The sequence below is a fragment of the Methylobacterium sp. 142-1Y genome (assembly GCF_057747795.1).
The window spans coordinates 2523751-2544280 of the sequence record NZ_CM173224.1; the positions used below are offsets into that span (position 1 = coordinate 2523751).

18 protein-coding genes are annotated in these 20530 nt (G+C 71.0%); 14 read left to right on the plus strand and 4 right to left on the minus strand.

The features are described 5' to 3' along the window. Positions 1 to 291 precede the first annotated feature (291 nt). Complete coding sequence (locus AC3AOF_RS11495; RefSeq protein ID WP_236990518.1) at positions 292 to 684, plus strand: PilZ domain-containing protein; 393 nt, start codon at positions 292 to 294, stop codon at positions 682 to 684. Positions 685 to 1355: 671 nt separating this feature from the next. On the opposite strand, the gene AC3AOF_RS11500 is transcribed toward AC3AOF_RS11495, so the two are convergent. Continuing rightward, positions 1356 to 2522, minus strand: a complete 1167-nt coding sequence (locus AC3AOF_RS11500) for a ceramide glucosyltransferase (protein ID WP_488348586.1) — start codon at positions 2520 to 2522, stop codon at positions 1356 to 1358. A gap of 177 nt (positions 2523 to 2699) precedes the next feature. On the opposite strand from AC3AOF_RS11500, the gene AC3AOF_RS11505 reads away from it, so the two are divergent. The 3 genes from AC3AOF_RS11505 to AC3AOF_RS11515 all read left to right on the plus strand — a co-directional run bounded on the left by AC3AOF_RS11505 (position 2700) and on the right by AC3AOF_RS11515 (position 6461). After that, on the plus strand, positions 2700 to 4802 hold the full coding sequence (locus tag AC3AOF_RS11505) for a prolyl oligopeptidase family serine peptidase (RefSeq protein WP_488348587.1): 2103 nt from the start codon (positions 2700 to 2702) through the stop codon (positions 4800 to 4802). 109 nt (positions 4803 to 4911) lie between these two features. Beyond that, a complete protein-coding gene (locus AC3AOF_RS11510; protein ID WP_488348588.1) occupies positions 4912 to 5541 on the plus strand; it encodes a L,D-transpeptidase in 630 nt (209 codons plus the stop codon). Positions 5542 to 6083: 542 nt separating this feature from the next. Next, the gene (locus AC3AOF_RS11515; RefSeq protein ID WP_488348589.1) at positions 6084 to 6461 is read left to right on the plus strand and encodes a hypothetical protein; all 378 of its coding nucleotides are present in this window, start codon (positions 6084 to 6086) and stop codon (positions 6459 to 6461) included. 4 nt (positions 6462 to 6465) lie between these two features. Here the strand turns inward: AC3AOF_RS11515 and AC3AOF_RS11520 are convergent, their stop codons facing one another. After that, the gene (locus AC3AOF_RS11520) at positions 6466 to 7329 is read right to left on the minus strand and encodes a S49 family peptidase (protein WP_488348590.1); all 864 of its coding nucleotides are present in this window, start codon (positions 7327 to 7329) and stop codon (positions 6466 to 6468) included. Positions 7330 to 7662: 333 nt separating this feature from the next. Here AC3AOF_RS11520 and AC3AOF_RS11525 point away from each other — a divergent pair, with 333 nt between their 5' ends. Then, positions 7663 to 7980 carry a hypothetical protein gene (locus AC3AOF_RS11525; protein WP_488348591.1) on the plus strand — a complete coding sequence of 106 codons (318 nt, stop codon included), beginning with the start codon at positions 7663 to 7665 and terminating at the stop codon, positions 7978 to 7980. Positions 7981 to 8626: 646 nt separating this feature from the next. Continuing rightward, positions 8627 to 9766, plus strand: a complete 1140-nt coding sequence (locus AC3AOF_RS11530; protein WP_236990525.1) for an HD domain-containing phosphohydrolase — start codon at positions 8627 to 8629, stop codon at positions 9764 to 9766. Between the two features lie 8 nt (positions 9767 to 9774). Here the strand turns inward: AC3AOF_RS11530 and AC3AOF_RS11535 are convergent, their stop codons facing one another. After that, the gene (locus AC3AOF_RS11535) at positions 9775 to 10701 is read right to left on the minus strand and encodes a LysR family transcriptional regulator (RefSeq protein ID WP_236992816.1); all 927 of its coding nucleotides are present in this window, start codon (positions 10699 to 10701) and stop codon (positions 9775 to 9777) included. Positions 10702 to 10899: 198 nt separating this feature from the next. Here AC3AOF_RS11535 and AC3AOF_RS11540 point away from each other — a divergent pair, with 198 nt between their 5' ends. The 3 genes from AC3AOF_RS11540 to AC3AOF_RS11550 all read left to right on the plus strand — a co-directional run bounded on the left by AC3AOF_RS11540 (position 10900) and on the right by AC3AOF_RS11550 (position 14030). After that, entirely contained in the window at positions 10900 to 11787 is an 888-nt protein-coding gene (locus tag AC3AOF_RS11540; protein ID WP_236990526.1) for an FIG domain-containing protein, read from the plus strand. Positions 11788 to 11793: 6 nt separating this feature from the next. Continuing rightward, the gene (locus tag AC3AOF_RS11545; RefSeq protein ID WP_488348592.1) at positions 11794 to 12654 is read left to right on the plus strand and encodes a phosphoribulokinase; all 861 of its coding nucleotides are present in this window, start codon (positions 11794 to 11796) and stop codon (positions 12652 to 12654) included. 176 nt (positions 12655 to 12830) lie between these two features. Further along, positions 12831 to 14030 carry a sensor histidine kinase gene (locus AC3AOF_RS11550; protein WP_488348593.1) on the plus strand — a complete coding sequence of 400 codons (1200 nt, stop codon included), beginning with the start codon at positions 12831 to 12833 and terminating at the stop codon, positions 14028 to 14030. 45 nt (positions 14031 to 14075) lie between these two features. On the opposite strand, the gene AC3AOF_RS11555 is transcribed toward AC3AOF_RS11550, so the two are convergent. Continuing rightward, complete coding sequence (locus AC3AOF_RS11555) at positions 14076 to 15605, minus strand: sensor histidine kinase (RefSeq protein WP_488348594.1); 1530 nt, start codon at positions 15603 to 15605, stop codon at positions 14076 to 14078. A gap of 247 nt (positions 15606 to 15852) precedes the next feature. Between AC3AOF_RS11555 and AC3AOF_RS11560 the strand changes: the two genes are divergently transcribed. From AC3AOF_RS11560 to AC3AOF_RS11580, 5 genes are all read left to right on the plus strand, one after another. Next, positions 15853 to 16308 carry a (2Fe-2S)-binding protein gene (locus AC3AOF_RS11560; protein WP_236990530.1) on the plus strand — a complete coding sequence of 152 codons (456 nt, stop codon included), beginning with the start codon at positions 15853 to 15855 and terminating at the stop codon, positions 16306 to 16308. Positions 16309 to 16321: 13 nt separating this feature from the next. Continuing rightward, positions 16322 to 18529, plus strand: coding sequence for a xanthine dehydrogenase family protein molybdopterin-binding subunit (locus tag AC3AOF_RS11565; protein ID WP_236990531.1), 2208 nt, complete (start codon positions 16322 to 16324; stop codon positions 18527 to 18529). Positions 18530 to 18698: 169 nt separating this feature from the next. After that, a complete protein-coding gene (locus AC3AOF_RS11570) occupies positions 18699 to 19289 on the plus strand; it encodes a uracil-DNA glycosylase family protein (protein WP_488348595.1) in 591 nt (196 codons plus the stop codon). A 58-nt stretch (positions 19290 to 19347) separates the two neighbouring features. Further along, positions 19348 to 20058, plus strand: coding sequence for an orotidine-5'-phosphate decarboxylase (pyrF, locus tag AC3AOF_RS11575; protein ID WP_488348596.1), 711 nt, complete (start codon positions 19348 to 19350; stop codon positions 20056 to 20058). A gap of 30 nt (positions 20059 to 20088) precedes the next feature. Next, positions 20089 to 20400: a DUF1330 domain-containing protein gene (locus AC3AOF_RS11580; RefSeq protein WP_488348597.1), complete on the plus strand. Its 312-nt coding sequence runs from the start codon at positions 20089 to 20091 to the stop codon at positions 20398 to 20400. Positions 20401 to 20530: the final 130 nt, after the last annotated feature.

A 20530-nucleotide genomic window follows, 5' to 3' on the forward strand; every position in this document is an offset into this window, starting at 1 on the left:
GGTGCGATGCCCCGAACCGTGCTCGCCACGGCCGTCCTGCCCGCGAGTTTCCTGCCCGCGAGTTTCCTGCCCCCGAGTGTCACGCCGCAACGCCCCGCATATCCAAGACGATCGTCTGTCCCCGCGCCGTGCGCCGCCCTCCGCGCACAGACAACCACCGGGTGCATGCCTGCATCGGGAGCCTTCGTCATGGTGTGAGCGGTCTCGAGGAAAGAACGAAAAATTGTCAGATGATAGTTAATCATCAATTCATTAAACGGGACTTAACCTATCTCTGCGATCAAAACGGGCATGAACCTCACGTCCCTCACGCCACAGATCGGTTCGGCTTCCTCGGCGACGGCCATCGCCGCCGAGACGCAGCTCGGCAGCGAGCGGCGGCGCGACCGGCGCTTTCCCGTGACCCTGTCGGCGCGGCTGCGCCATGGCGGCCGGAGCCACCGCACCGAGATCCTGAACCTCAGCCGCGGCGGCCTGCTGCTGGCGCCGGTGGAGGCGGCGGCGCTCGTCCCGGGCGCCGTGATCCGGGTCGAGGCGGCGACGATCGGCGAGGTCGAGGCCCGCGTCGTCAGCCTGAGCGCACTCGGGATCCATGCGCGGGTCGGGGAGACGCCCGAGCGCTTCCAGACCGCCCTGGTGCGCCTGGCGCGGCTGACCCGGATCTGGACGGCGCCGGGGATGTGAGGGCGGCGTTCTGGAGGCTCTCGACGATCCATCCCATCCGTGACCTGACCCTGAGAGCCGGGTTGCGCAGGATTTTCCCGCAAACCCTTGCGATGAATGGGATCCTCCCACCCGCTCATCTCGATCTGAGGTGCGACAGACGGGAGCCTCGAAGGAGGGCTCCAGGGATCATGGAGGCTTCTGGAGCCCTCCTGCGAGGTCAGTCGATCTTCGATCGTGTGCGATCTCCGATCGCCGACACCTCAGGACGAGGTGAAAGGCAGGATATCTCGTATTCGCTCTCGTTTCTCGGGAGAGAAATCCGCTCATACAAGTCCTGAAATGCGCGGACTGGAATAAAAACATCCCCAGTCAACGCTAGGGCTTTTGCCGAGCGCCGCTGAACAGTTCGGTATTAGCCAGCTGGAGCAGAACGGAAGCGGCCGAAATCGGGGCTCATCGGTCACCGGAAGGCGCACTCGCGGAGGAGTGGCTTCACCGCCCCATGGGGCCGCCTCCATCCCGTCATTCGTCGAGATGCCGCTACGCCTCGACCCGAACGGGTGCCGGGGCGATCGTCGCGGCCCGTGTCATGGGTGGCGTCATGCCTCCCTCCATCGGTCTCAGCCCTCCCGGCGAAAGCGGGAGAGCTACGAGTGAGGGTGATCCCGTCCGTGCCCGCCGTCAAGCGGTCATGGAACCGCCGCCGGGGCGTCGGCGCCGAGGCGTGCGGGCTTGGTGCGGATGTCCATGGCGTTGCCGCGCCAGACGATGTCGCGGGCGACCCAGGCGGCGAGCCAGATCGGGATGAACAGGAGGTCGCGGGCGAGGCAGGCGAGCGGCCAGCGCCAGGAGCGCGGCCAGCCGTTGCGCGCGGCGAGCCGCCACTCGGCGCCGTACCACACGATGGCGGTTCCGATCATCGCCGCCAGGCCCGCGAGGTCGCCGCCCGCCGCCGGATAGGCGGCCAGCATCGGGATCACCGCGCCGGTGCCGATCTCGGGGGCGAAGAACAACGGGAAGGTGACCCGGCGCAGGCGCGCCCAGCGCAGCTGGCGCGACCACACCTCGGCGGCGCGGCGGGGCCCGAGCGGCTGGGCGAAGGGCGAGGCGACGAGATGGACCTGCCGGCCCATCGCCCGCACCAGCTTGGTGGCGGCGGCGTCCTCGGCGATCTCGGCACCGAGCGCCCGGATGCCGCCCTGCGCGTCGAGCAGCGGGCGGTACCAGAGCATGCTCTTGCCTTGCGCGAAGCCGAGGCCGAGCGCCTCGCCGACATATTGCCAGCGCGCCTGCAGGGTGTTGAGGAAGGTGCACTCGACTTCGGCCCAGAAGCTGCCGGGCCGGGTGCCGACCGGGGTCGAGCAGACGAGTCCGGTCTTCGGCCGCCAGGCGGCGCGCAGGCGCTGGATGTAATCCGGCGGCATCAAGACGTTCGAATCGGCCAGGATGACCCAGTCGTGGCGCGCCGCCTCCCAGCCGCGGATGCAGTTGTTGAGCTTCGGGTTGTCGCTCACCCGCTCGTCGCCGACGATCAGCCGTGCCGGCACGCCCGGATGCATCGCGATCAGGCGCTCGACGAGCGGCACGATCGGGTCGGTGGCGCGGGCGACGCAGAAGATCAGCTCGTAGCGCGAATAGGCGAGGCGAAAGCCCGAGCCCAGGGTCTCCTCGCTGTAGGTCTCGAGGCCGCAGACCGGCCGCACCACCGTGACCGGAGCCTCCTCCAGCCCGGCGGAGGCCGGATCCGGCCGGCCCAAGTCCCTGTGGCCGAGGCGGCGCAGCGCGATCGCGAGGCTCGCGAGGTTGATCAGCGTGAGGGCGAGGCAGATGATGGCGGCGATGCCGGTACCGGTCATGCGGATCCTCCCGGGCCGGTGCCGACCCGCGCCCTGTCCTCCCCTCAAACAGGCGGGCTGTTGCAACCGTATGACGGTGAAGCGCTCCCGGGCGCGGTGTTCCCTCACGGCATCACCCTGGACCCGGGCCCCGGCCAGGCTACATCCTCGCGCAACCGAAGAACCGACGAGCCCGGCATGTCCCTGCCCCCCAACGCGCCGACCCCCGATCCCCGCCCGACCCTCGGGGCGCCCGACGACGATCCGCATCTGTGGCTCGAGGAGATCGACGGGGAGCGGGCGCTCGCCTGGGTCGAGGCGCAGAACGCCGACACGCTGGCGGCCTATGCCGATGGCCGCTACGCCGCCGACCGCGACGGGCTGAAGGCCGCCCTCGACCGGCCGGACAAGATCCCGGGCGTCACCCGGCGCGGCGGCCTCCTCTACAACCTGTGGCAGGATGCCGGGCATCCCCGCGGCCTGTGGCGGCGCACCACGGAAGCCGAGTACCGCACGCCTGAGCCGGCCTGGGACGTGCTCCTCGACCTCGACGCGCTCGCCCGCGACGAGGGCGAGGACTGGGTGTGGAGCGGCGCCGCGAGCCTGCCGCCCGGCCACGCGCGGGCGCTGATCCAGCTCTCCCGCGGCGGCGGCGACGCGACACTGGTGCGCGAGTTCGATCTGACGACCCGCCGCTTCGTCGAGGGCGGCTTCACGCTGCCGGAGGCGAAAAGCATCCCGGTCTGGCTCGATCCCGACACGCTGCTGCTGGCCTCTCCGCTGGGCGGCCCCGAGCACGCGACGCCGTCGGGCTATGCCCGCACCGTGCGGCTGTGGCGGCGCGGCACCGATCCGCTCGACGCCCCGGTGATCTTCTCCGCCGGTCCGACCAGCATGGTCGCCTACGGCTATCCGGACCGGGAGGCCAGCCCCGAGCGCCTGGTCTTTGCCGAGCGCACCGGCTTCTTCGACGGCACGGTCAGCCTCGGCGACCGCTCCGGCCCGAAGACCCGCCTCGACATCCCGACCGATGCCGATGCCCACTGGCACCGGGGGTTTCTGGCGATCCGGACCCGCACCCCGTGGGAGGTGGGCGGCACGACCCATCCCGCCGACAGCGTGCTCGGCATCGGCCTCGATGCCTTCCTGGCCGGGGACCGTGGCTTCCAGGTTCTGTTCACCCCCGGCCCGCGCCGGGCGTTGCAGGGCTTCTTCTGGACCGGCGGGCATCTGGTGCTCTCGATTCTCGACGACCTGAAGGCGGTGTTTCCGGTCTTCAGCCCGTCGCAGAGCGGGTGGGCGGAGAGCCGCGTCGCCGGCCTGCCGGAACTCGGCGTCGTCAGCGTCTGGTCGATGGACGGCGAGGAGGAGGAATCGAACGGCGACCTGATGGTGGCCGCCAACGACCCCGTCACGCCCTCGACCCTGCTGACCACCCGGCCCGACCTCGCCGCGCCCACTCTCCTCAAGCAGGCCCCCGCCCTGTTCGAGGCCGACGGAATGGTGGTGACCCGGCACGAGGCGGTGTCGAGCGACGGCGAGCGCATCCCCTACGTCCAGGCCGGCCCTCCGGGGGAGACCGGCGAGGCGCCGGTGCATCTCTCCGGCTATGGCGGCTTCCAGGTCACGAACCTCGCCGGCTACTCGGCGGTGCTCGGCCGGCTCTGGCTCGCCAAGGGCGGCACCCGGGTGGTGGCCAATATCCGCGGCGGCGGCGAGTTCGGCACCCGCTGGCACGAGGCCGGCCGGCGCGAGGGCAAGGCGCTCACCCACGACGATTTCGCGGCGGTCGCCGCCGACCTCGTGCGCCGTGGCGTGACCCGGCCTCACCGCATCGCCGCCGAGGGCGGCTCGAATGGCGGGCTCCTCATCGCCAACATGCTGACGCGCTATCCGGAGCGCTTCGGCGCGCTGTTCTGCACCGTGCCGCTGATCGACATGCGGCGCTACACCAAGCTGCTGGCCGGGGCGAGCTGGATCGCCGAATACGGCGACCCGGACGATCCGGCGGACTGGGGGTTCCTTCAGAAGATCTCGGCCTACCACGTCGCCGAGGCCGGCAAGCCCTACCCGCCGATCCTGATCGCCACGACCCGGCGCGACGACCGGGTGCATCCGGGCCATGCCCGCAAGATGGCGGCGAAGCTCCAGGCGCTCGGCTATCCCGCCCGCTTCTACGAGCCCGAGGCCGGCGGCCATTCCCACGGCAAGACCAGCGCCGAGACCGCCGCCTTCGCGGCTTTGGGCGCCGCCTTCCTGCGCCGGGCGATCGGCTGGGAGCCGGAGGTGGCGGGCACATAAAGGTTTCTGCGCAGTAAAACCCGGGAACCCGCGCGCGGCGCGCACGTCATTCCGGTGCCCAAGCGTGGCATAACGCCGTCACGCCCTGCCGGATGAAAGGCTCCCCACGATGCGCGCCGCAGCAATCCTCCTCGTCACCCTCTGCGTGGCCGGGACCGGTGAGGCGCGGGCCGGGATCCTGATCCGGGTCGACAAGACCACCCAGCGGATGACCGTGACCCGGGACGGGCAGACGCTGTACGACTGGCCGGTCTCCACCGGCATGACCGGCTACAGCACGCCGCGGGGTGCCTTCTCGCCCTCGCGCATGGTGGCCGATTACCGCTCGCGCGAGTGGGACGACGCGCCGATGCCGCATGCGATCTTCTTCACCGGCCGCGGCCACGCCATCCACGGCAGCGGCCATACCAGCCGCCTCGGCACCCCGGCCTCCCACGGCTGCGTGCGCCTGGCGCCGGCCAAGGCCGCGACGCTCTACGCCCTCGTCAAGGCGGAGGGCATGGGCAACACCCGGGTGGTGATCGGCGGCGACGAGACCGCCATCGCCGGACGGGCCTTACCCCGCCGGGAGGCGAGGGCGCGCCGGGAGCGCCTCGACGAGGACGGCTTTACGCGGACCTCCCGCGTCTCGCGCGGACGCGCCTACGATCCGTGGGGCGACGATGGGTGGCAGCCGGTCGGGGCGACCTACCCGTCGCCGTATGGGGCGACGTATTATTCCTACGGTCCGTCGTACTGAGCGATCGTTCGATCTCTCCCACCCACGACCTCATCCTGAGGCGTCAGTCGATTGAAAATCGACTGACCTCGAAGGAGGGCTCCAGAAGTCTCCGAGATCACTGGAGCCCTCCTTCGAGGCTCGCTTCGCTCACACCTCAGAGCCTGCTTGAGTGGTTTTTCTATCGCTAAAAGCCGGATAATCAAGGATATCCTACCCTCCCACCTCATCCTGAGGTGTTAGTCGATCGGAGATCGACTGACCTCGAAGGAGCCCTCCAGAAATCTCAGCGATCACTGGAGCCCTCCTTCGAGGTCAGTCCATCTCCGATGAACTGACACCTCAGGATGAGGTCGTGGGCAGGATATGCCCTGCCCTTTCCGGCTTTATAGAAGACGATCCCGCTCAAACAGGCTCTCAGGATGAGGTTCGGTGTGGGATGGCTCAGCGCCCCGCTTCGGACGCCCGATTCCCCCGGCAGGCGGCCCAACCCGCCTTGCCGAAAGCGGGCCCCCGCGACACCTAGGGGGTCTCGCGCCGCTACCAGGGAGCAGGCTCTCGGAATGCGCAGCCTGTTCGTCCTGATGTCGATCGCGGTCGCCCTCGGCTTCGTGGTCAGCGGGCTCATCAACGGCCTCGACGACCGGGCGCTGGCCCGGAGCGAGCGCGAGGCGCAGAGGCGGGTCGGGGTCGCGGTGGCGGACTACGCCCGCCGGCTCGGCCTGTCGCAGGACTGGGCCGCCTATTGCCGGGCCGAGACGAGGCGCAAGCTCACGACCTACCCGAAGGACGGCTCGGTCCCGTTCGGCCTGCGCTATTCCAGCGCCGGCACCGAGGAGGTCGAGCGGGCGATCCGCGAGCGCGAGACCTACGAGCGCCAGGACCAGATCCTGTGCCTGACGCAGCTGCCCGCGAGCCTGCGCGACCAGGCGGCGCCGTAAGGGCCTATAATCCGTACCGCGAAAAGGCCGCGCGCTCGTCGAGGGCGGCGAGCGCCCCCTCGATCGCCGCGAGGCCGACCGCCCCCGGCTCGCGCCGGCGCAGCAGCCGGGCGAGGAGGCCGCCGCGGACCTGCTCGATCACCGGCAGCTTCACATTGTCGCCGAAGCGCTCCCGCAGGACCGAGCGGACGTCGCCATGGCCGTCGACGAGGCCGAGCGCCATGCCCTGGCGGCCGGTCCAGACCGCGCCGGAAAACAAGTCGTCGGGATCGCCCTTGAGGCCGGGCCGGCGGCTCGTCACGAGCTCGGTGAACATCGCCTGCACGTCGGCCTGGATGGTCTTGAGGCGGGCGACGTCGTCCGGGTTCTCGGGCCGGAACGGGTCGAGCATCGCCTTGGCCTTGCCGGCGGTGTGAACCCGGCGCTCGATGCCCAGGCGCTCGATCAGCCCGGTGAAGCCGAACCCGGCCGAGACAACCCCGATCGAGCCGACGAGGGAGGACGGATCGCAGAAGATCTCGTCGGCCGCGCAGGCGATCATGTAGCCGCCCGACGCCGCGACATCCTCCACGAAGGCGAGGACCGGCACCCCGGCCTCGACCGACAGCGCCCGGATGCGGCGGAAGATCAGGTGCGACTGCGCCGCCGAGCCGCCCGGCGAGTTGACGACCAGCGCCACCGCCCGGATGCCCTTCATGCCGAAGGCCCGCTCCAGGGCCGGGGCGCAGGCGCCGAGCGACAGGCCGGCCCGCAGGGGCGAGACCGCCCCGATGGCGCCGCTCAGGCGTACGACCGGCACCACCGGGTGACGGCGAGCCCAGCGCTCGGGCAAGAAGGCGCGCAGGGCGGTGAGGGGCCGGAACGGCATGGCGGGATGGGGTCTCCGATGGCGGCCTCGACGGTTACGCGGAGCGCGGGGCTTGGGGCAAGCGAGCCCGGGGCCGCAGGCGCGGGCCGCGCGCAATGGCGAGACCTGCGGGGGCGCCTCGAGCCGGGAACAGTTTCAAGTCGAGCGCAAGTTTTTCGCGCAAGTTTTTCGCCCGCATCGATTGAAGCGAGGCCTTGCGCGTCTAGGTGATCCGACAGCGCCCCTCGGTCGTCCGGCGGGCGTCCCGCCGGTCCGTCACCGGCGGGGACGAGCCTCGTTGCCACCTGACAGCCGGGGCGCCGCGCGCCGCGCCGCCCGAGGGAGACAGACATCATGCGTGCTCTTCGATGGATCGGCCTGGTCCTGACCCTGCTCGTCGCAGGAATCGGGCTCGGCACCAGCCGCAGTTCCGCCGCCGCCCTGCCGAGCGCCGGCGCCCTCGCGGCCGAAGCCAGCGCCGCCGCCCCCCTGGCCGACAAGGCCTATTATTATCGCCGCGTCTACCGATACCGGCCGTATCGCCGGTATTACGGCTACCGGCCCTATCGCCGCTACTACTACCGCCCGTATTATCGTCCGTATTACCGCCGGTACTATCGTCCCTATTACCGGCCCTATCGCAGGGTCTACGGCCCGCGCTTCTTCTTCTAGAGCGCTTTCCGACGAAGCGGATGCCGCTTCGTCGTCGAAAATGCGGCACAATCAAAGACTTGGAACAGCGCCCGATGGTACCGCGATCGGGCGCCGCTCCAACGCGCATGTCGAGTCCATGCCGCCGACCGGTCGAGTGACCGAGCTCGGGCGGACGGACGGGACTTGCCCGACGGCTGCCTGTTTCGCGGCACGCGGCCCTTGCAACCGGACCAGGTCGGATCCAACCGCATCCCGTGCACCGGGATGCGGAGCCCGCCACGTTTCAGGCGGGACGACGCTCGTCGCCACCGTCAAGCATAACGACAATCCTGTTCATTGATCCTGGTGTATTCCCGATGTCAGGACTGACGGCGGCGACCGCCTCGTCACAAGATTGCAGTCTGACGCGACGGAACTGCGCCGATCTGCCCGGCTCCCCAAGCCTCGAAACCCGGCCGGCAGGCCCAGGCCGCGGCCGCGGCACGGATCCGACTCCGTATCCGAGATTCCAGCCCGCCCGTTTACTCACGCTTAAGTTCAAAAAGCCCATTCTCACCCTCGGAAAGAGACCGAATCCTGGTTTTCGAAGCCGGGGAGCCCACCGGCTCCCCATGCCGCGGGACCCGGCCCTGGCCGAATGTCGTACGCCGCGGGAGATGGGCAGATGGACGTACTCGTCATCGACGACAGCCAGGCGGTGCTGGCCCAGATGCAGCGGCTGCTGGAGCAGGACCAGCAGGCTGTCACGTCCATCTTCCGGAATCCGCTCCTGGCGCTCGACGAGGCGCGGATGTGCGCCTTCGATCTCGTGCTGGTCGATTACAACATGCCCGAGATGGACGGCCTGACCGTCATTCGCGAATTGCGGGGCATCGAGCATTACGCCCAGGTGCCGATCGTGATGATCACCAGCGAGGTGAGCGACGCGGTGCGCCTCGCCGCGCTGGATGCGGGCGCCACCGACTTCCTGGACAAGCGCATCGGCCGTGTCGAACTCCGGGTCCGGCTGCGCAACCTGGTGCGGCTGGCCACCGCGGTGCGCCGCCTCGACGAGCAGGCCTCGTGGCTCGCCGGCGAGGTCGAGAAGGCGGTGCGCACCTTGCGCGAGCGCGAGGCCGAGATCATCTTCCGCCTCTCGCTGGCGGTGGAATACCGGGACAACGACACCGGCGACCACACCTGGCGCGTCGCCCGCTACAGCCAGATCATGGCCGAGGCCCTGGGGCTCGACGACGACCTGTGCCGCCGCGTCTACTTGGCGGCCCCGCTCCACGACGTCGGCAAGGTGGCGATCCCCGACGGCGTGCTGCTCAAGCCCGGCCGCCTCGACGCGGAGGAATTCGCCCTGATCCGCACCCATCCGGCGATCGGCAAGCGCATCCTGGGCGGCAGCAACTGCGCGCTGATCGGGCTCGCGGCGGAGATCGCCGAATCCCACCACGAGCGCTGGGACGGCGGCGGCTATCCCCGGGGCCTCTCCGGCGAGGCGATCCCGCTCGCGGCCCGGATCGTCGCCGTCGCCGACGTGTTCGACGCGCTGACCACGGAGCGCCCCTACAAGGCGGCGATGCCCCTCGACGAGGCGCGGGCCTGTATCGAGGCGGAGAGCGGCCGCCACTTCGATCCGGCCTGCGTGGCCGCCTTCCTGTCGGGCTGGGACGAGATCGCGACGGTCCGCAGCGACGCCTCGGCGCGCCTGCGCGACATCCCGGTTCGGATCGAGCCCTGGGCCCGGGTGCCGTCCCTCCCCCGGGAGGTGCCGGTGGAGGCGCAGGCCGCACCGCGCGAGGACGCGGCGGCCTGAACCCCTCGTCAGCCCGCCGGGTGCGGCAGGTCCGGCAGCCAGGCCGCCCCCTCCCCCACCAGGAAATCCCAGAACGCCTGGCCGGCGGGGCTCAGCACCTTGTCGGCCCGGCGCACCGAGAACCAGTCGCGGCGAATCGGCAGGCCCTCGACGTCGAGGAGCACAAGGCGGCCATCCGCGACCTCGGACGCCACGGTGTGGCCCGAGATCAGCGCGATGCCGAGGCCCGCCATCACGGTCTGCTTGATGGTCTCGTTCGAGCCGCTGTCGATGCCGATGCGGGCGCGCCGGATCAAGAGGCCGGTCATGAACTCCTCGAACACCGTGCGCGTGCCCGAACCGTATTCCCGCACCAGGAACGGCTCCTCGGCGAGTTCCTCCCGGGTCAGTCCGCGCCGCCCGGCGAAGCGGTGGTCGGGGGCGGCGATCACCACCAGCGGATGGGGGCCGAAGCTCTCTGCCGCGATGGCGAAGTCCCGCGGCGGGCGGCCCATCAGGGCGAGGTCGACCCGGTAGTCGCGCAAGGCCTCGACGGTGGCGCCCCGGTTGCCGACCACGAGGTCGATCTCGACGCCCGGATGGGCCCGCGCGAAACCGCCGACGATCCGGGGCGCGAAGTACTTCGCGGTCGAGACCACGCCGAGGGAGACCCGGCCGCCATGGCCGCCGCGCAGGGTCCTGAGCCGCTCGGTACAGGTCTCCAGCACGGTGCCGATGCTGTCGATGGCCCAGAGCAGCTCGCGGCCGGCATCGGTGGGTTTCAGGCCGGCATGGGTGCGGTCGAACAGGAGCAGGCCGATCTCGTCCTCGAGCCCCTTGATCCGCGCCGTGAGGGCCGCCGGGGTCACGTTCAGCTCCTGGGCCGCCCGGGTCATGGTGCCGAGCCGCGCGATCGCCGCGACGGCGTGGAGCTGCTTGAGGGAGAGGTTGCGAATCCGGTCCTGCGCCATCCGGTCCTCGGCCGCCGGCCGTGATCGTGAGGCCGTAATAGGGGAAAGTTCCCGATCCGACATCGCCGGAGGCGCGGGCGCATCCCGTACTTCGGGACAGGATGACGGGACGGCCCCCCGCCGCCTAAGCTGTCCGGTAGAGACCATGGGCCGGTCCGGGTGGGGCATTCTCGGGGATCGCACATGCTTCTGAGCGCCCGCATCGACGCGACCCCGCCGCGGCGCCAGCCGGCGGCCGGGTCGATCCTGGCCGCCCTCGCCGGAGCCGCCGCCGCGACCGCCGGCGAGATCGCCGCCATCCCGGGGGACCCGACGGGGGCCGCCCGGCGGATCTTCACCGAGTCCTTGCGCGGGGCCGAGGTCGCGGCGATCGCCTGGCCCGACGGCGACCGGCCGGAATTCCGCGTGAGGGGCGCCGAGTTCGTCCTCGCCCTCTGTCCGATGGAAGGGGCCGACGGCCTCGACGGCGGCCTGCCGGCCGGCACGATCTTCTCACTACGCCCCGCCGGGGCCGACCCGGAGGCGGCCTTCCTGGCGCCGGGCCGGATGCAAGCCGCGGCGGGCTTCGTGACCTACGGCCCCCGCACCCTCCTGACCCTGACCGACGGCACGACGACCACGACGCGGATCTTCGATCCGCAGAGCGGCAGCTTCCGGCCGCCCTCGGTGCTGCGCCTGTCCCGGGAGCCCGCAATCCTCGGCGAAAAACCGCGGGGCGCCGCGTGTGCCCGGAAAGCCGCACCGGCCTGCCGCTCCCTCGCGGCGGGCGCCCAGCGGGTGCTGACCCGCGGCGGCCTGCACGTCGTCACCGGGGATCCCCGCGCAGGCACCGGGATCCGGCTCGTCCACGAGGCGGCACCGGTCGCCCTCGCGATCGAGGCGGCCGGTGGCGCCGCCACGGACAAGCGCGGGCGGGCGATCCTCGACCTTCCCGCCGACGACCTCGACCGGCGCACCTCGCTGGCCATCGGGCCGGCCAGGGAGGTGGCGGATCTCGTCCGCGGCCTCGAGGCGGACCGCGACGCCGGCGGCTCGCCGCTCTTCGCCCCCCGCGGCCTGCTGCGGGGCTGACCGGGCGTGTCGGCGCTCCATCCCATCGTGTCGGTCACCGGGTCGTCGGGCTCCGGCACCACCTCGGTGCGCAACACCTTCGAGCAGATCTTCCGCCGCGAGGGCGTCGAGGCGGTGTTCATCGAGGGCGACGCCTTCCACGCCTTCGATCGGGCCGCGATGCGTGCGGCGGAAGCCCGCGAGCCGACCCTGAGCCATTTCGGCGAGCGGGCGAACCTTCTCGCCGAACTCGAGGCGGTGTTTCGCGAATACGCCGCCTCGGGGCGCGGCCGCACCCGGCACTACGTGCACGATGCCGAGGATGCGGCCCGCTTCCGGGCCGAGCCCGGCACCTTCACGCCCTGGGAGGACTTTGCCGAGGGCTCCGACCTGCTGTTCTACGAGGGCCTGCACGGGGCGCTCGTCAACGAGCGGGTCGACATCGCCGGGCAGGCCGACCTCCGGATCGGCGTGGTACCGGTGATCAACCTGGAATGGATCCAGAAGCTCCACCGCGACAAGGCGGCCCGCGGCTACTCGATCGAGGCGGTGACCGACGTGATCCTGCGCCGGATGCCCGACTACGTCACCACCATCTGCCCGCAATTCACCAACACGGACATCAACTTCCAGCGCATCCCGACGGTCGACACCTCGAACCCGTTCGTCGCCCGCTGGATCCCGACCGCCGACGAATCGATGGTGGTGATCCGCTTCCGCGACCCGAAGGGCATCGACTTCCCCTACCTGATCTCGATGATCGCCGGCAGCTTCATGTCGCGGGCGAACTCGGTGGTGATCCCCGGCGGCAAGCTCGACCTCGCGATGCAGCTGATCCTGACCCCGATGATCCTGCGCCTCGTCGAGCGACGCCGCCGCCTGCTCTGACGACGGAGGGGAGGATCCGCCTTTGGGCACGGGCCTCCTTCTTTTGGGCAAGCCTCCGGCGCCCGCCGGCTCGGCTTGTGCTCGGGACAGGATGGCGTAAGAGTCCGGCGATCCGACGTGCCTCGGGGGAAAAGGCACCCTGGGGGACGAGACCCCGTGTTGCGAGAGTCCGGTGGATGGCGAGTGACGGGTCGAGCCGTGAGGCGCACGAGGCCGGGGGCCGGGCGGAGCTGCCCTACCGGCTGAGGCAGCAGGCGCTGATGGGCGCCTTCGCCCGCATGGCCCTGCAGACCCGCGACCTCGATGCGCTGCTGGCGCGGGCGAGCGAGCTCTGCGTCGAGGCCCTGGGCGCCGCCTGCTGCCAGGTGCTGGAATACCGTGCCGGCGACCACGCCTTCGTGATCCGGGCCTGCACCGGCCTCGGCGACGATCGCGTCGGGACCGGCTTCACCGCCGCCGACGAGGCCACGCCCGCGTCCTACGCCTTCCGCACCGGCGCCGGCCTGCTCGCCAACGGGATCCAGCCCGGGGCCGAGCACCACGGCACGCGCTTCCATCTGCCTGAGGCGCTCGCACCCGCGGGCTTGTGCCACGCGGTCAACGTGCCGATCGCGCTCGGCGACGAGAGCCGGCGCGCCTACGGCGTGCTCGAGGCCTGGGGGACTGAGGGCCACGGCTTCGACCGGGCCGACCAGGAATTCCTCGCGGGCTTCGCCGGGCTGATCGGCATCGCGGTCGAGCGCCACCAGGGCGACGCGCGCCTGCGCGACGCCCTCGACCACCAGGTCCAGCTCACCCGGGAGATGAGCCACCGGGTCAAGAACAGCCTCGGCGTGGTGGCGGGCCTGCTGCGGCTCCAGGCCCGCGACGCGCAATCCGACGAGGTGCGCTACGCGCTGGAGGATGCCGGCGCGCGCATCGCCACGGTGGCGGAGGTCCACGACCACCTCTGGCGCGGCATCCACCAGCTCGGCATGGTCGAACTGGCGGATTTCCTGCGCGAATTGGTGGCGAAGCTCCAGGAGGAGGCGCACGGCCACGCGCTGACCTGCGAGGCCGACCCGAAGGTGATCAGCGCCGACCAGGCGATCCCGATCGGCCTCGTGGTCAACGAACTGGTGACCAACGCGGTCAAGCATGCCTACCCGCAGGGGACCGGGCCGGTGCGGGTGATCCTCGCGGTCAGGGCCGACGGCCTGCGGCTCACGGTCCGCGACGACGGCATCGGCCTTCCGCCGGGCTTCGACGTGTCGATGCGCCAGCGCTCGCTCGGCCTCAAGATCATCGCCAGCCTGATCCGCCAGCTCGACGGCCGCCTCAGCATTGCATCGGACGGGCCCGGGGCGCATTTCGTGCTGGATATCCCGCTGGCCTGACGGCCCACGCGCCGCGGGGGACCGTCGTTCGGCCTTGCCGAGCCCTTACGCCGCCCGGACCGGCCGGACCGGCACCTGCTCGGCCAGGGCCGGCAGCGCATCCATCACCCGGGTCGCCGGGAAGGTGACGATCACCTCGGTGCCCTCGCGCGGGCGCGACTTCAGCTGGAAGCCGCCGCCATGCAGGTCGACGAGGCCCTTGACGATCGGGAGACCCAGGCCTGAGCCCTGCTCGGCGGTCTTGATCGCGAGCGAGCCGCGACCGAAGGAGGACATCACCGTCGGAATCTCCTCCTCGGGGATGCCCGGGCCGGTATCCTTCACGCTGACATACTGGCCCCCCGACGAGGTCCAGCCGACCTTGATGGTGATCTCGCCCCCCGGCGGCGTGAACTTGACCGCGTTCGACAGCACGTTGAGCACGATCTGGCGCAACGCCCGCTCGTCGGCCCAGAGCCGCGGCAGGGTCGGGTCGATCAGCTCGCGGAAGGTCTGGTTCTTGGCACGCGCGCGCAACGCCATCATGTGGCGGCTCTCCTCGACCACGTAGGCGAGTTGCAACGCCTCCTCGTTCAGCTCGTAGCGCCCGGCCTCGATGCGCGAGAGGTCGAGGATCTCGTTGATCAGGTTGAGCAGGTGCAGGCCGCTATCGTGGATGTCGGTCGAGTATTCCCGGTAGGAGGCCGCGGAATGGGGGCCGAACACCTCGTTCTTCATCACCTCCGAGAAGCCCAGGATGGCATTGAGCGGCGTGCGCAGCTCGTGGCTCATGGTGGCGAGGAAGCGGGACTTGGCCAGGTTGGCCTCCTCGGCGCGCCGGCGCGCCTCGTCGGAATTGGCCTTGGCCTGTTCCAGCTCGCCGAAGATCGCGTCCTTCTCGGCCCGCGACTGCAGGGCCGAGACCGTCGAGGCGTGGAGGTGGTTCGACAGGAACAGGAAGAATAGCTGCGCGCAGACCGCCATGCCGACGAGCAGGACCGATTCCGCCCCGCGCGACAGGACCAGGAGCGCCGCGGTGGCGGCGCTGAGCGGCAGGAGGCCCGCATAGGCGGCGAGCGGGACCGTCGCGGCGAGCATCGTGGTCACGGCGGCCACGATCACGAGGACGAACATCACGAAGGTGCGGGCGTTCGACGCCTCGACCTGGAACAGCATCAGGACGAGGAGCGCCCAGGCGACGCTCTGAAGCGCCTCGCCGACGATCACCCGCCGGCGCGAGGTCGGCAGCGACAGGGAGGCCGGGTCCTGCCTCAGGAAGGAGCGTGACAGGGCGGTGTTGCCGGCGATCGCCAACAGCACGCCGGCGCACCAGACGCCGCTCAGGAGCGCGGGGGCCCAGAATACCGAGGCCGCGGCGATACAGCACACCAGCACCACCAGCGGCAGGAAGGCGCCGATCCGGTACTGGGCGTACACGCGCAGCAATTCGTAATCGAAGGCGCGCTCGAGCCCGATCGAGGAGGTCAGCCGCTCACGCGCGGAGCGGACGTCCCGGGCGACCTTGCGCCGCCGGGCCGCCTCCTCCGCCGTCGGGCCGCGCCCGCGCTGAACCATTTCCGCCGTGACTTCGGACATCGCGATCGGGTCGTGCCGCTCCCTCGCCGCAAGTGACCGGCGGCCAGTCCCGGAGAGGTTCGTGGAAATTCGTTAAGGTCCTCCTGCCGGAACCCCACGAATGCGACGCATCGGGCCGTCCCGCCCTGCCGCGACGGCATGGGCGGACGGGTGCGCTGGCGCACATCGGCTCCGCTTGCCGAGGGTGCAGGAGCGGCCGCACACACGCAGGGCTGGAACCATTCCAGCCTCTCGTCGGAAGCGCACGATGACGAAGCTCACCCTCAACGGCCGGACCTACGAGGTCGAGGCCGATCCCGAGATGCCGCTGCTCTGGGCGATCCGCGACCACCTCAACCTCACCGGCACCAAGTACGGCTGCGGCATCGCGCAATGCGGCGCCTGCACGGTGCATCTCGACGGCCAGCCGGTGCGCTCGTGCCAGACGCGGCTGGGCGATGTCGGCGAGGCCAAGATCACCACGATCGAGGGGATTTCCGGCCCGGTCGCCGAGGCGGTCCGGACCGCCTGGCGCAGCCTCGACGTGGTGCAGTGCGGCTATTGCCAGTCGGGCCAGATGATGTCGGCGATCGGCCTGCTCACCGAGAACAGGAAGCCGAGCGACGCCGACATCGACGCCGCCATGGACGGCAACGTCTGCCGCTGCGGCACCTACCAGCGCATCCGCGCGGCGATCCACGACGCCGCCCGCTCCCTCGCCTGACCGGGACGCCGCCATGCTGAATTCTCGCCTCACGCCGCGCGCGAGCGCCGTCCCCTCCCGCCGCGCCGTCCTGGGCGGCACCGCCGCCGCCCTGGTGATCGGGCTCACCCTCGACCCCGACGTTTCGACCAAGGGCGCCCGGGCCGCGGGCGGTCCCGACCTGTCGAAGGCCCCGGCGAAGCCGAACGCCTTCGTGCGCATCGCCGCCGACGACACCGTGACGGTGGTGATCAAGCACCTCGACATGGGCCAGGGCAACACGACGGGGCTCGCCACCATCGTGGCCGAGGAGCTCGACGCCGACTGGGCTCAGATGCGCGCCACCTTCGCGCCGGCCGATGCCAGCCTCTACAACAACCTCGCCTTCGGGCCGATCCAGGGTACCGGCGGCTCGACCGCGGTGGCCAATTCCTGGATCCAGCTGCGCAAGGCGGGGGCGGCCGCCCGCGCCATGCTGGTCGCCGCGGCCGCCGAGGAGTGGAAGGTGCCGGCCGGCGAGATCACGGTCGAGAAGGGCGTGCTGCGCCATGCGAGCGGCAGGGAGAGCCGGTTCGGGGCGCTGGCTGCCAAGGCCGCCGTCCAGCCGATCCCCGAGAACCCGACGCTCAAGGACCCGTCCGCCTTCCGGCTGATCGGCACGAAGCTGCCGCGGCTCGATTCGAACGCCAAGACCGACGGCAGCGCGCGCTACGCCCTCGACATCCGCCGGCCGGGCCAGCTCACGGCGCTCGTCGCCCGTGCCCCCCGCTTCGGCGCGACGCTCAGAAACGTCGACGACACGGCCGCCAAGGCGGTGCCGGGCGTGGTGCAGATCGTCACGATCCCGAGCGGCGTCGCGGTGGTGGCGCGCGACACCTGGTCGGCGATGCAGGGCCGCAAGGCCCTGAAACTGACCTGGGACGATGCCGGCGCCGAACGCCAATCGACGCAATCGCAAGCTGCCGCGTACAAGGCGCTGGCCGACAAGCCCGGCCTCGTCGCCTCGAAGCGCGGGGACGCCGCGGGCGCGATCAAGGGCGCGGCCAAGGTGCTGGAGGCGGAGTTCAGCTTTCCCTACCTGGCCCACGCCCCGATGGAGCCGCTCAACGCCACGATCGAGCGGGCGGCGGACGGCTCCTACGACATCCATGCCGGCTCGCAGTTCCAGACCATCGAGCAGGCGGTGGCCGCCGGCATCCTCGGCACCACCGCCGACAAGATCCGCATCACCACGCTCTGGGCCGGCGGCTCGTTCGGCCGGCGCGCCACGGCCTCGGCCGACTACATCGCCGAAGCCGCCGCGATCCTGAAGGCCACCGGCGAGAAAGCCCCGATCCACCTCGTCTGGACCCGCGAGGACGACATCACCGGCGGCTATTACCGCCCGGCCGCCTATCACCGCATCCGCGCCGGCCTCGATGCCAAGGGGGCGGTCACCGGGTGGGAGCACCGCATCGTCGGCAAGTCGATCATCATCGGAACGCCGCTCGAGGCGATGATGGTGAAGGACGGGGTCGACGCCACCACGGTCGAGGGCGCGGCGGACACCCCCTATGCGCTGCCGGCCTACCGGTTCGAGGTCCACAATGCCCGCGAGGGCGTGCCGGTCCTGTGGTGGCGCTCGGTCGGGCACTCCCACACCGCGCAGGCGATGGAGGTGTTCATCGACGAACTCGCCCACGCCGCCGGCCAGGACCCGGTCGCCTACCGCCTCGGCCTGCTCAAACAGGCGCCGCGGCTCTCCGCCGCCCTGACGCTCGCGGCCGAGAAGGCGGGCTGGAGCGCCCGCGAGACGAAGCCGGGACGCGGCTACGGCGTCGCCGCCCACGAGTCGTTCGGCTCCTACGTGGCGATGGTGGCCGACGTGACGGCGGAGGCCGGCAAGGTGAAGGTGAACCGCATCGTTGCGGCGGTCGATGTCGGCGTGGCGGTGAACCCGGACATCATCCGGGCCCAGGTCGAGGGCGCGGTCGGCTTCGCGCTCTCGGCGGTCCTGCGCAACAGGATCACCTTCAAGGACGGCGAGGTGCAGGAGACCAACTTCGACGCCTACGAGCCGACCCGGATGAGCGAGATGCCGAAGGTCGAGGTCCACATCGTGCCATCGGCCGCCGCGCCCACCGGCATCGGCGAGCCCGGCGTGCCGGTGCTGGCGCCCGCGATCTCGAACGCGGTCTTCGCCGCCACCGGCCAGCGCCTGCGCTCGCTGCCCCTCGACCTCACGGCGCTTCGTGGTGTGTGATCGCGCCTTGCGGCTTTGCGCGGCGTGTGATCGCGCACCACACCCTTAACCTCCGCCCTATATGAAAGGCATGACTTCCAGTTTTGGACCCGAGACGACTTCAGGGTGCGGCGCAAGCTGCACCCTTTTTTCATCCGCGAAGCCGGATTTCGCCGAGACCGCCGAGCAGGTGCGGAACTGCCGGCTGTGCCGCGACGCGCCGTTCCACGGCCCACCGCTCCCGGTCGAGCCGAGGCCGATCGTGCAGGGCACGTCGCGGGCCCGGATCTGCATCGCCAGCCAGGCCCCGGGCAACCGGGCCTTCCAGAGCGGGCGGCCGTTCCAGGACCCGTCGGGCACGCGCCTGCGCGCCTGGCTCGGCCTCGACGAGCCGGCCTTCTACGACCCCGACCTGGTGGCGATCGTGCCGATGGGCGCCTGCTTTCCCGGCCACGATGCCAAGGGCGGCGACCTGCCGCCGCGGCGCGAATGCGCCGAGACCTGGCGCGCACCGCTGCTCGCCGGGCTGCCGGACCTCGAGCTGATCCTCTTGATCGGGCAATACGCGCAGGCCTGGCATCTCGGCCGCCGGCCCGGCGGCCTCACCGAGACGGTCGCGCGCTGGCGCGAGATCTTTTCGGAAGATCGGCGCCCCCGGCTGCTGCCGCTGCCGCACCCGTCCTGGCGCAACACGCCGTGGCTGAAGAAGCATCCGTGGTTCGAGGCGGAGCTGCTGCCGGTGTTGCGGACGGAGGTGGCGCGGCTGGCGGAGCGGGCTTGATTCCCGGGCGCGCTCCCGTGATGGGGTGCGTACGACATTCTTTCGTGACGGAGGTCCCGTGCCCGAGCCCATCAGCCCCCGCGACCGCCTGATCGTCGCCCTCGACATGGCGAGCCCCGACGAGGCCGAGCGCCTGATCGAGCGGATCGGCGACGCCGCGAGCTTCTACAAGATCGGCTACCGCCTCGGCTATGCCGGCGGCCTGCCCCTCGCGGAGCGGCTGGTCCGGGGCGGCCACAAGATCTTCCTCGACCTCAAGCTCCACGACATCGGCAACACCGTCGAGGAGGGGGTGCAGTCGCTGGCCGGGATCGGCGCCACCTTCCTCACCGTGCATGCCTATCCCCAGACCATGCGGGCGGCGGCGGCCGGACGCGACAAGGCCGGGACCGGCCTGAAGATCTTGGGCGTCACGGTGCTCACCTCCTACGACGATGCGGATGCGCGCGAGGCCGGCTACGCGCTCCCCGTCGCCGACCTCGTCGCCGCCCGGGCCGCCGCCGCCAAGGCGATCGGCATCGACGGCCTCGTCTGCTCGGCGGCGGAGGCCGCGCAGGTGCGGGCGGTGATCGGGCCCGACCGGCTGATCGTCACGCCCGGCATCCGCCCGGCCGGCGCCGAGATCGGCGACCAGAAGCGGGTCGTGACCCCGGCCGAGGCGATGCGCTCGGGCGTCGACCATGTCGTCGTCGGTCGTCCGATCACCGGGGCCGCCGATCCGCGCGACGTGGCCCGCCGCATCGTCGACGAGATGGCGGCGGCGCTCTAGAACTGACGCGACAACAACGGGAGGAGCCGGATGGCGAAGGGATACTGGGTCGGCCGCGTCGATGTCTCGAAGCCGGAGGCCTACAAGAACTATGTGGCTGCCAACGGCGCCGCTTTCGCGAAGTTCGGCGGGCGCTTCCTGGTGCGCGGCGGCGCCTTCGAGGCGGTGCTCGGATCGAGCCGCGCCCGCAACGTGGTGATCGAGTTCCCGAGCTACGACCAGGCGCTCGCCTGCTGGAACTCGCCCGAATACCAGGACGCCCGCGCCAAGCAGGAGGGCGGCGCCGAGATCGACCTGATCGTGATCGAGGGCTACGACGGGCCGCAGCCGGGCGAGGTCTGACCGGCGAGGCCGATCATCGGAGCCTGTGCCAGACGCCGCGCTCGGGCGGCTTGCCTCACCTGCGCCCGGCGCGGCTTGACCGCTGGGGGGTCGCGCACCACCTCCGCGCCAGCCTTCACGGCGAGCCCCG

Excerpts from the sequence above, each read along its gene's own strand:
- AC3AOF_RS11530 (WP_236990525.1), top strand. The coding sequence starts at position 8,627 with ATGGACGTACTCGTCATCGACGACAGCCAGGCGGTGCTGGCCCAGATG.
- AC3AOF_RS11495 (WP_236990518.1), top strand. The coding sequence starts at position 292 with ATGAACCTCACGTCCCTCACGCCACAGATCGGTTCGGCTTCCTCGGCG.
- AC3AOF_RS11555 (WP_488348594.1), bottom strand. The coding sequence starts at position 15,605 with ATGTCCGAAGTCACGGCGGAAATGGTTCAGCGCGGGCGCGGCCCGACG.
- AC3AOF_RS11500 (WP_488348586.1), bottom strand. The coding sequence starts at position 2,522 with ATGACCGGTACCGGCATCGCCGCCATCATCTGCCTCGCCCTCACGCTG.
- AC3AOF_RS11505 (WP_488348587.1), top strand. The coding sequence starts at position 2,700 with ATGTCCCTGCCCCCCAACGCGCCGACCCCCGATCCCCGCCCGACCCTC.
- AC3AOF_RS11540 (WP_236990526.1), top strand. The coding sequence starts at position 10,900 with ATGCTTCTGAGCGCCCGCATCGACGCGACCCCGCCGCGGCGCCAGCCG.
- AC3AOF_RS11520 (WP_488348590.1), bottom strand. The coding sequence starts at position 7,329 with ATGCCGTTCCGGCCCCTCACCGCCCTGCGCGCCTTCTTGCCCGAGCGC.
- AC3AOF_RS11560 (WP_236990530.1), top strand. The coding sequence starts at position 15,853 with ATGACGAAGCTCACCCTCAACGGCCGGACCTACGAGGTCGAGGCCGAT.
- AC3AOF_RS11550 (WP_488348593.1), top strand. The coding sequence starts at position 12,831 with ATGGCGAGTGACGGGTCGAGCCGTGAGGCGCACGAGGCCGGGGGCCGG.
- AC3AOF_RS11510 (WP_488348588.1), top strand. The coding sequence starts at position 4,912 with ATGCGCGCCGCAGCAATCCTCCTCGTCACCCTCTGCGTGGCCGGGACC.
- AC3AOF_RS11580 (WP_488348597.1), top strand. The coding sequence starts at position 20,089 with ATGGCGAAGGGATACTGGGTCGGCCGCGTCGATGTCTCGAAGCCGGAG.
- AC3AOF_RS11525 (WP_488348591.1), top strand. The coding sequence starts at position 7,663 with ATGCGTGCTCTTCGATGGATCGGCCTGGTCCTGACCCTGCTCGTCGCA.
- AC3AOF_RS11515 (WP_488348589.1), top strand. The coding sequence starts at position 6,084 with ATGCGCAGCCTGTTCGTCCTGATGTCGATCGCGGTCGCCCTCGGCTTC.
- AC3AOF_RS11565 (WP_236990531.1), top strand. The coding sequence starts at position 16,322 with ATGCTGAATTCTCGCCTCACGCCGCGCGCGAGCGCCGTCCCCTCCCGC.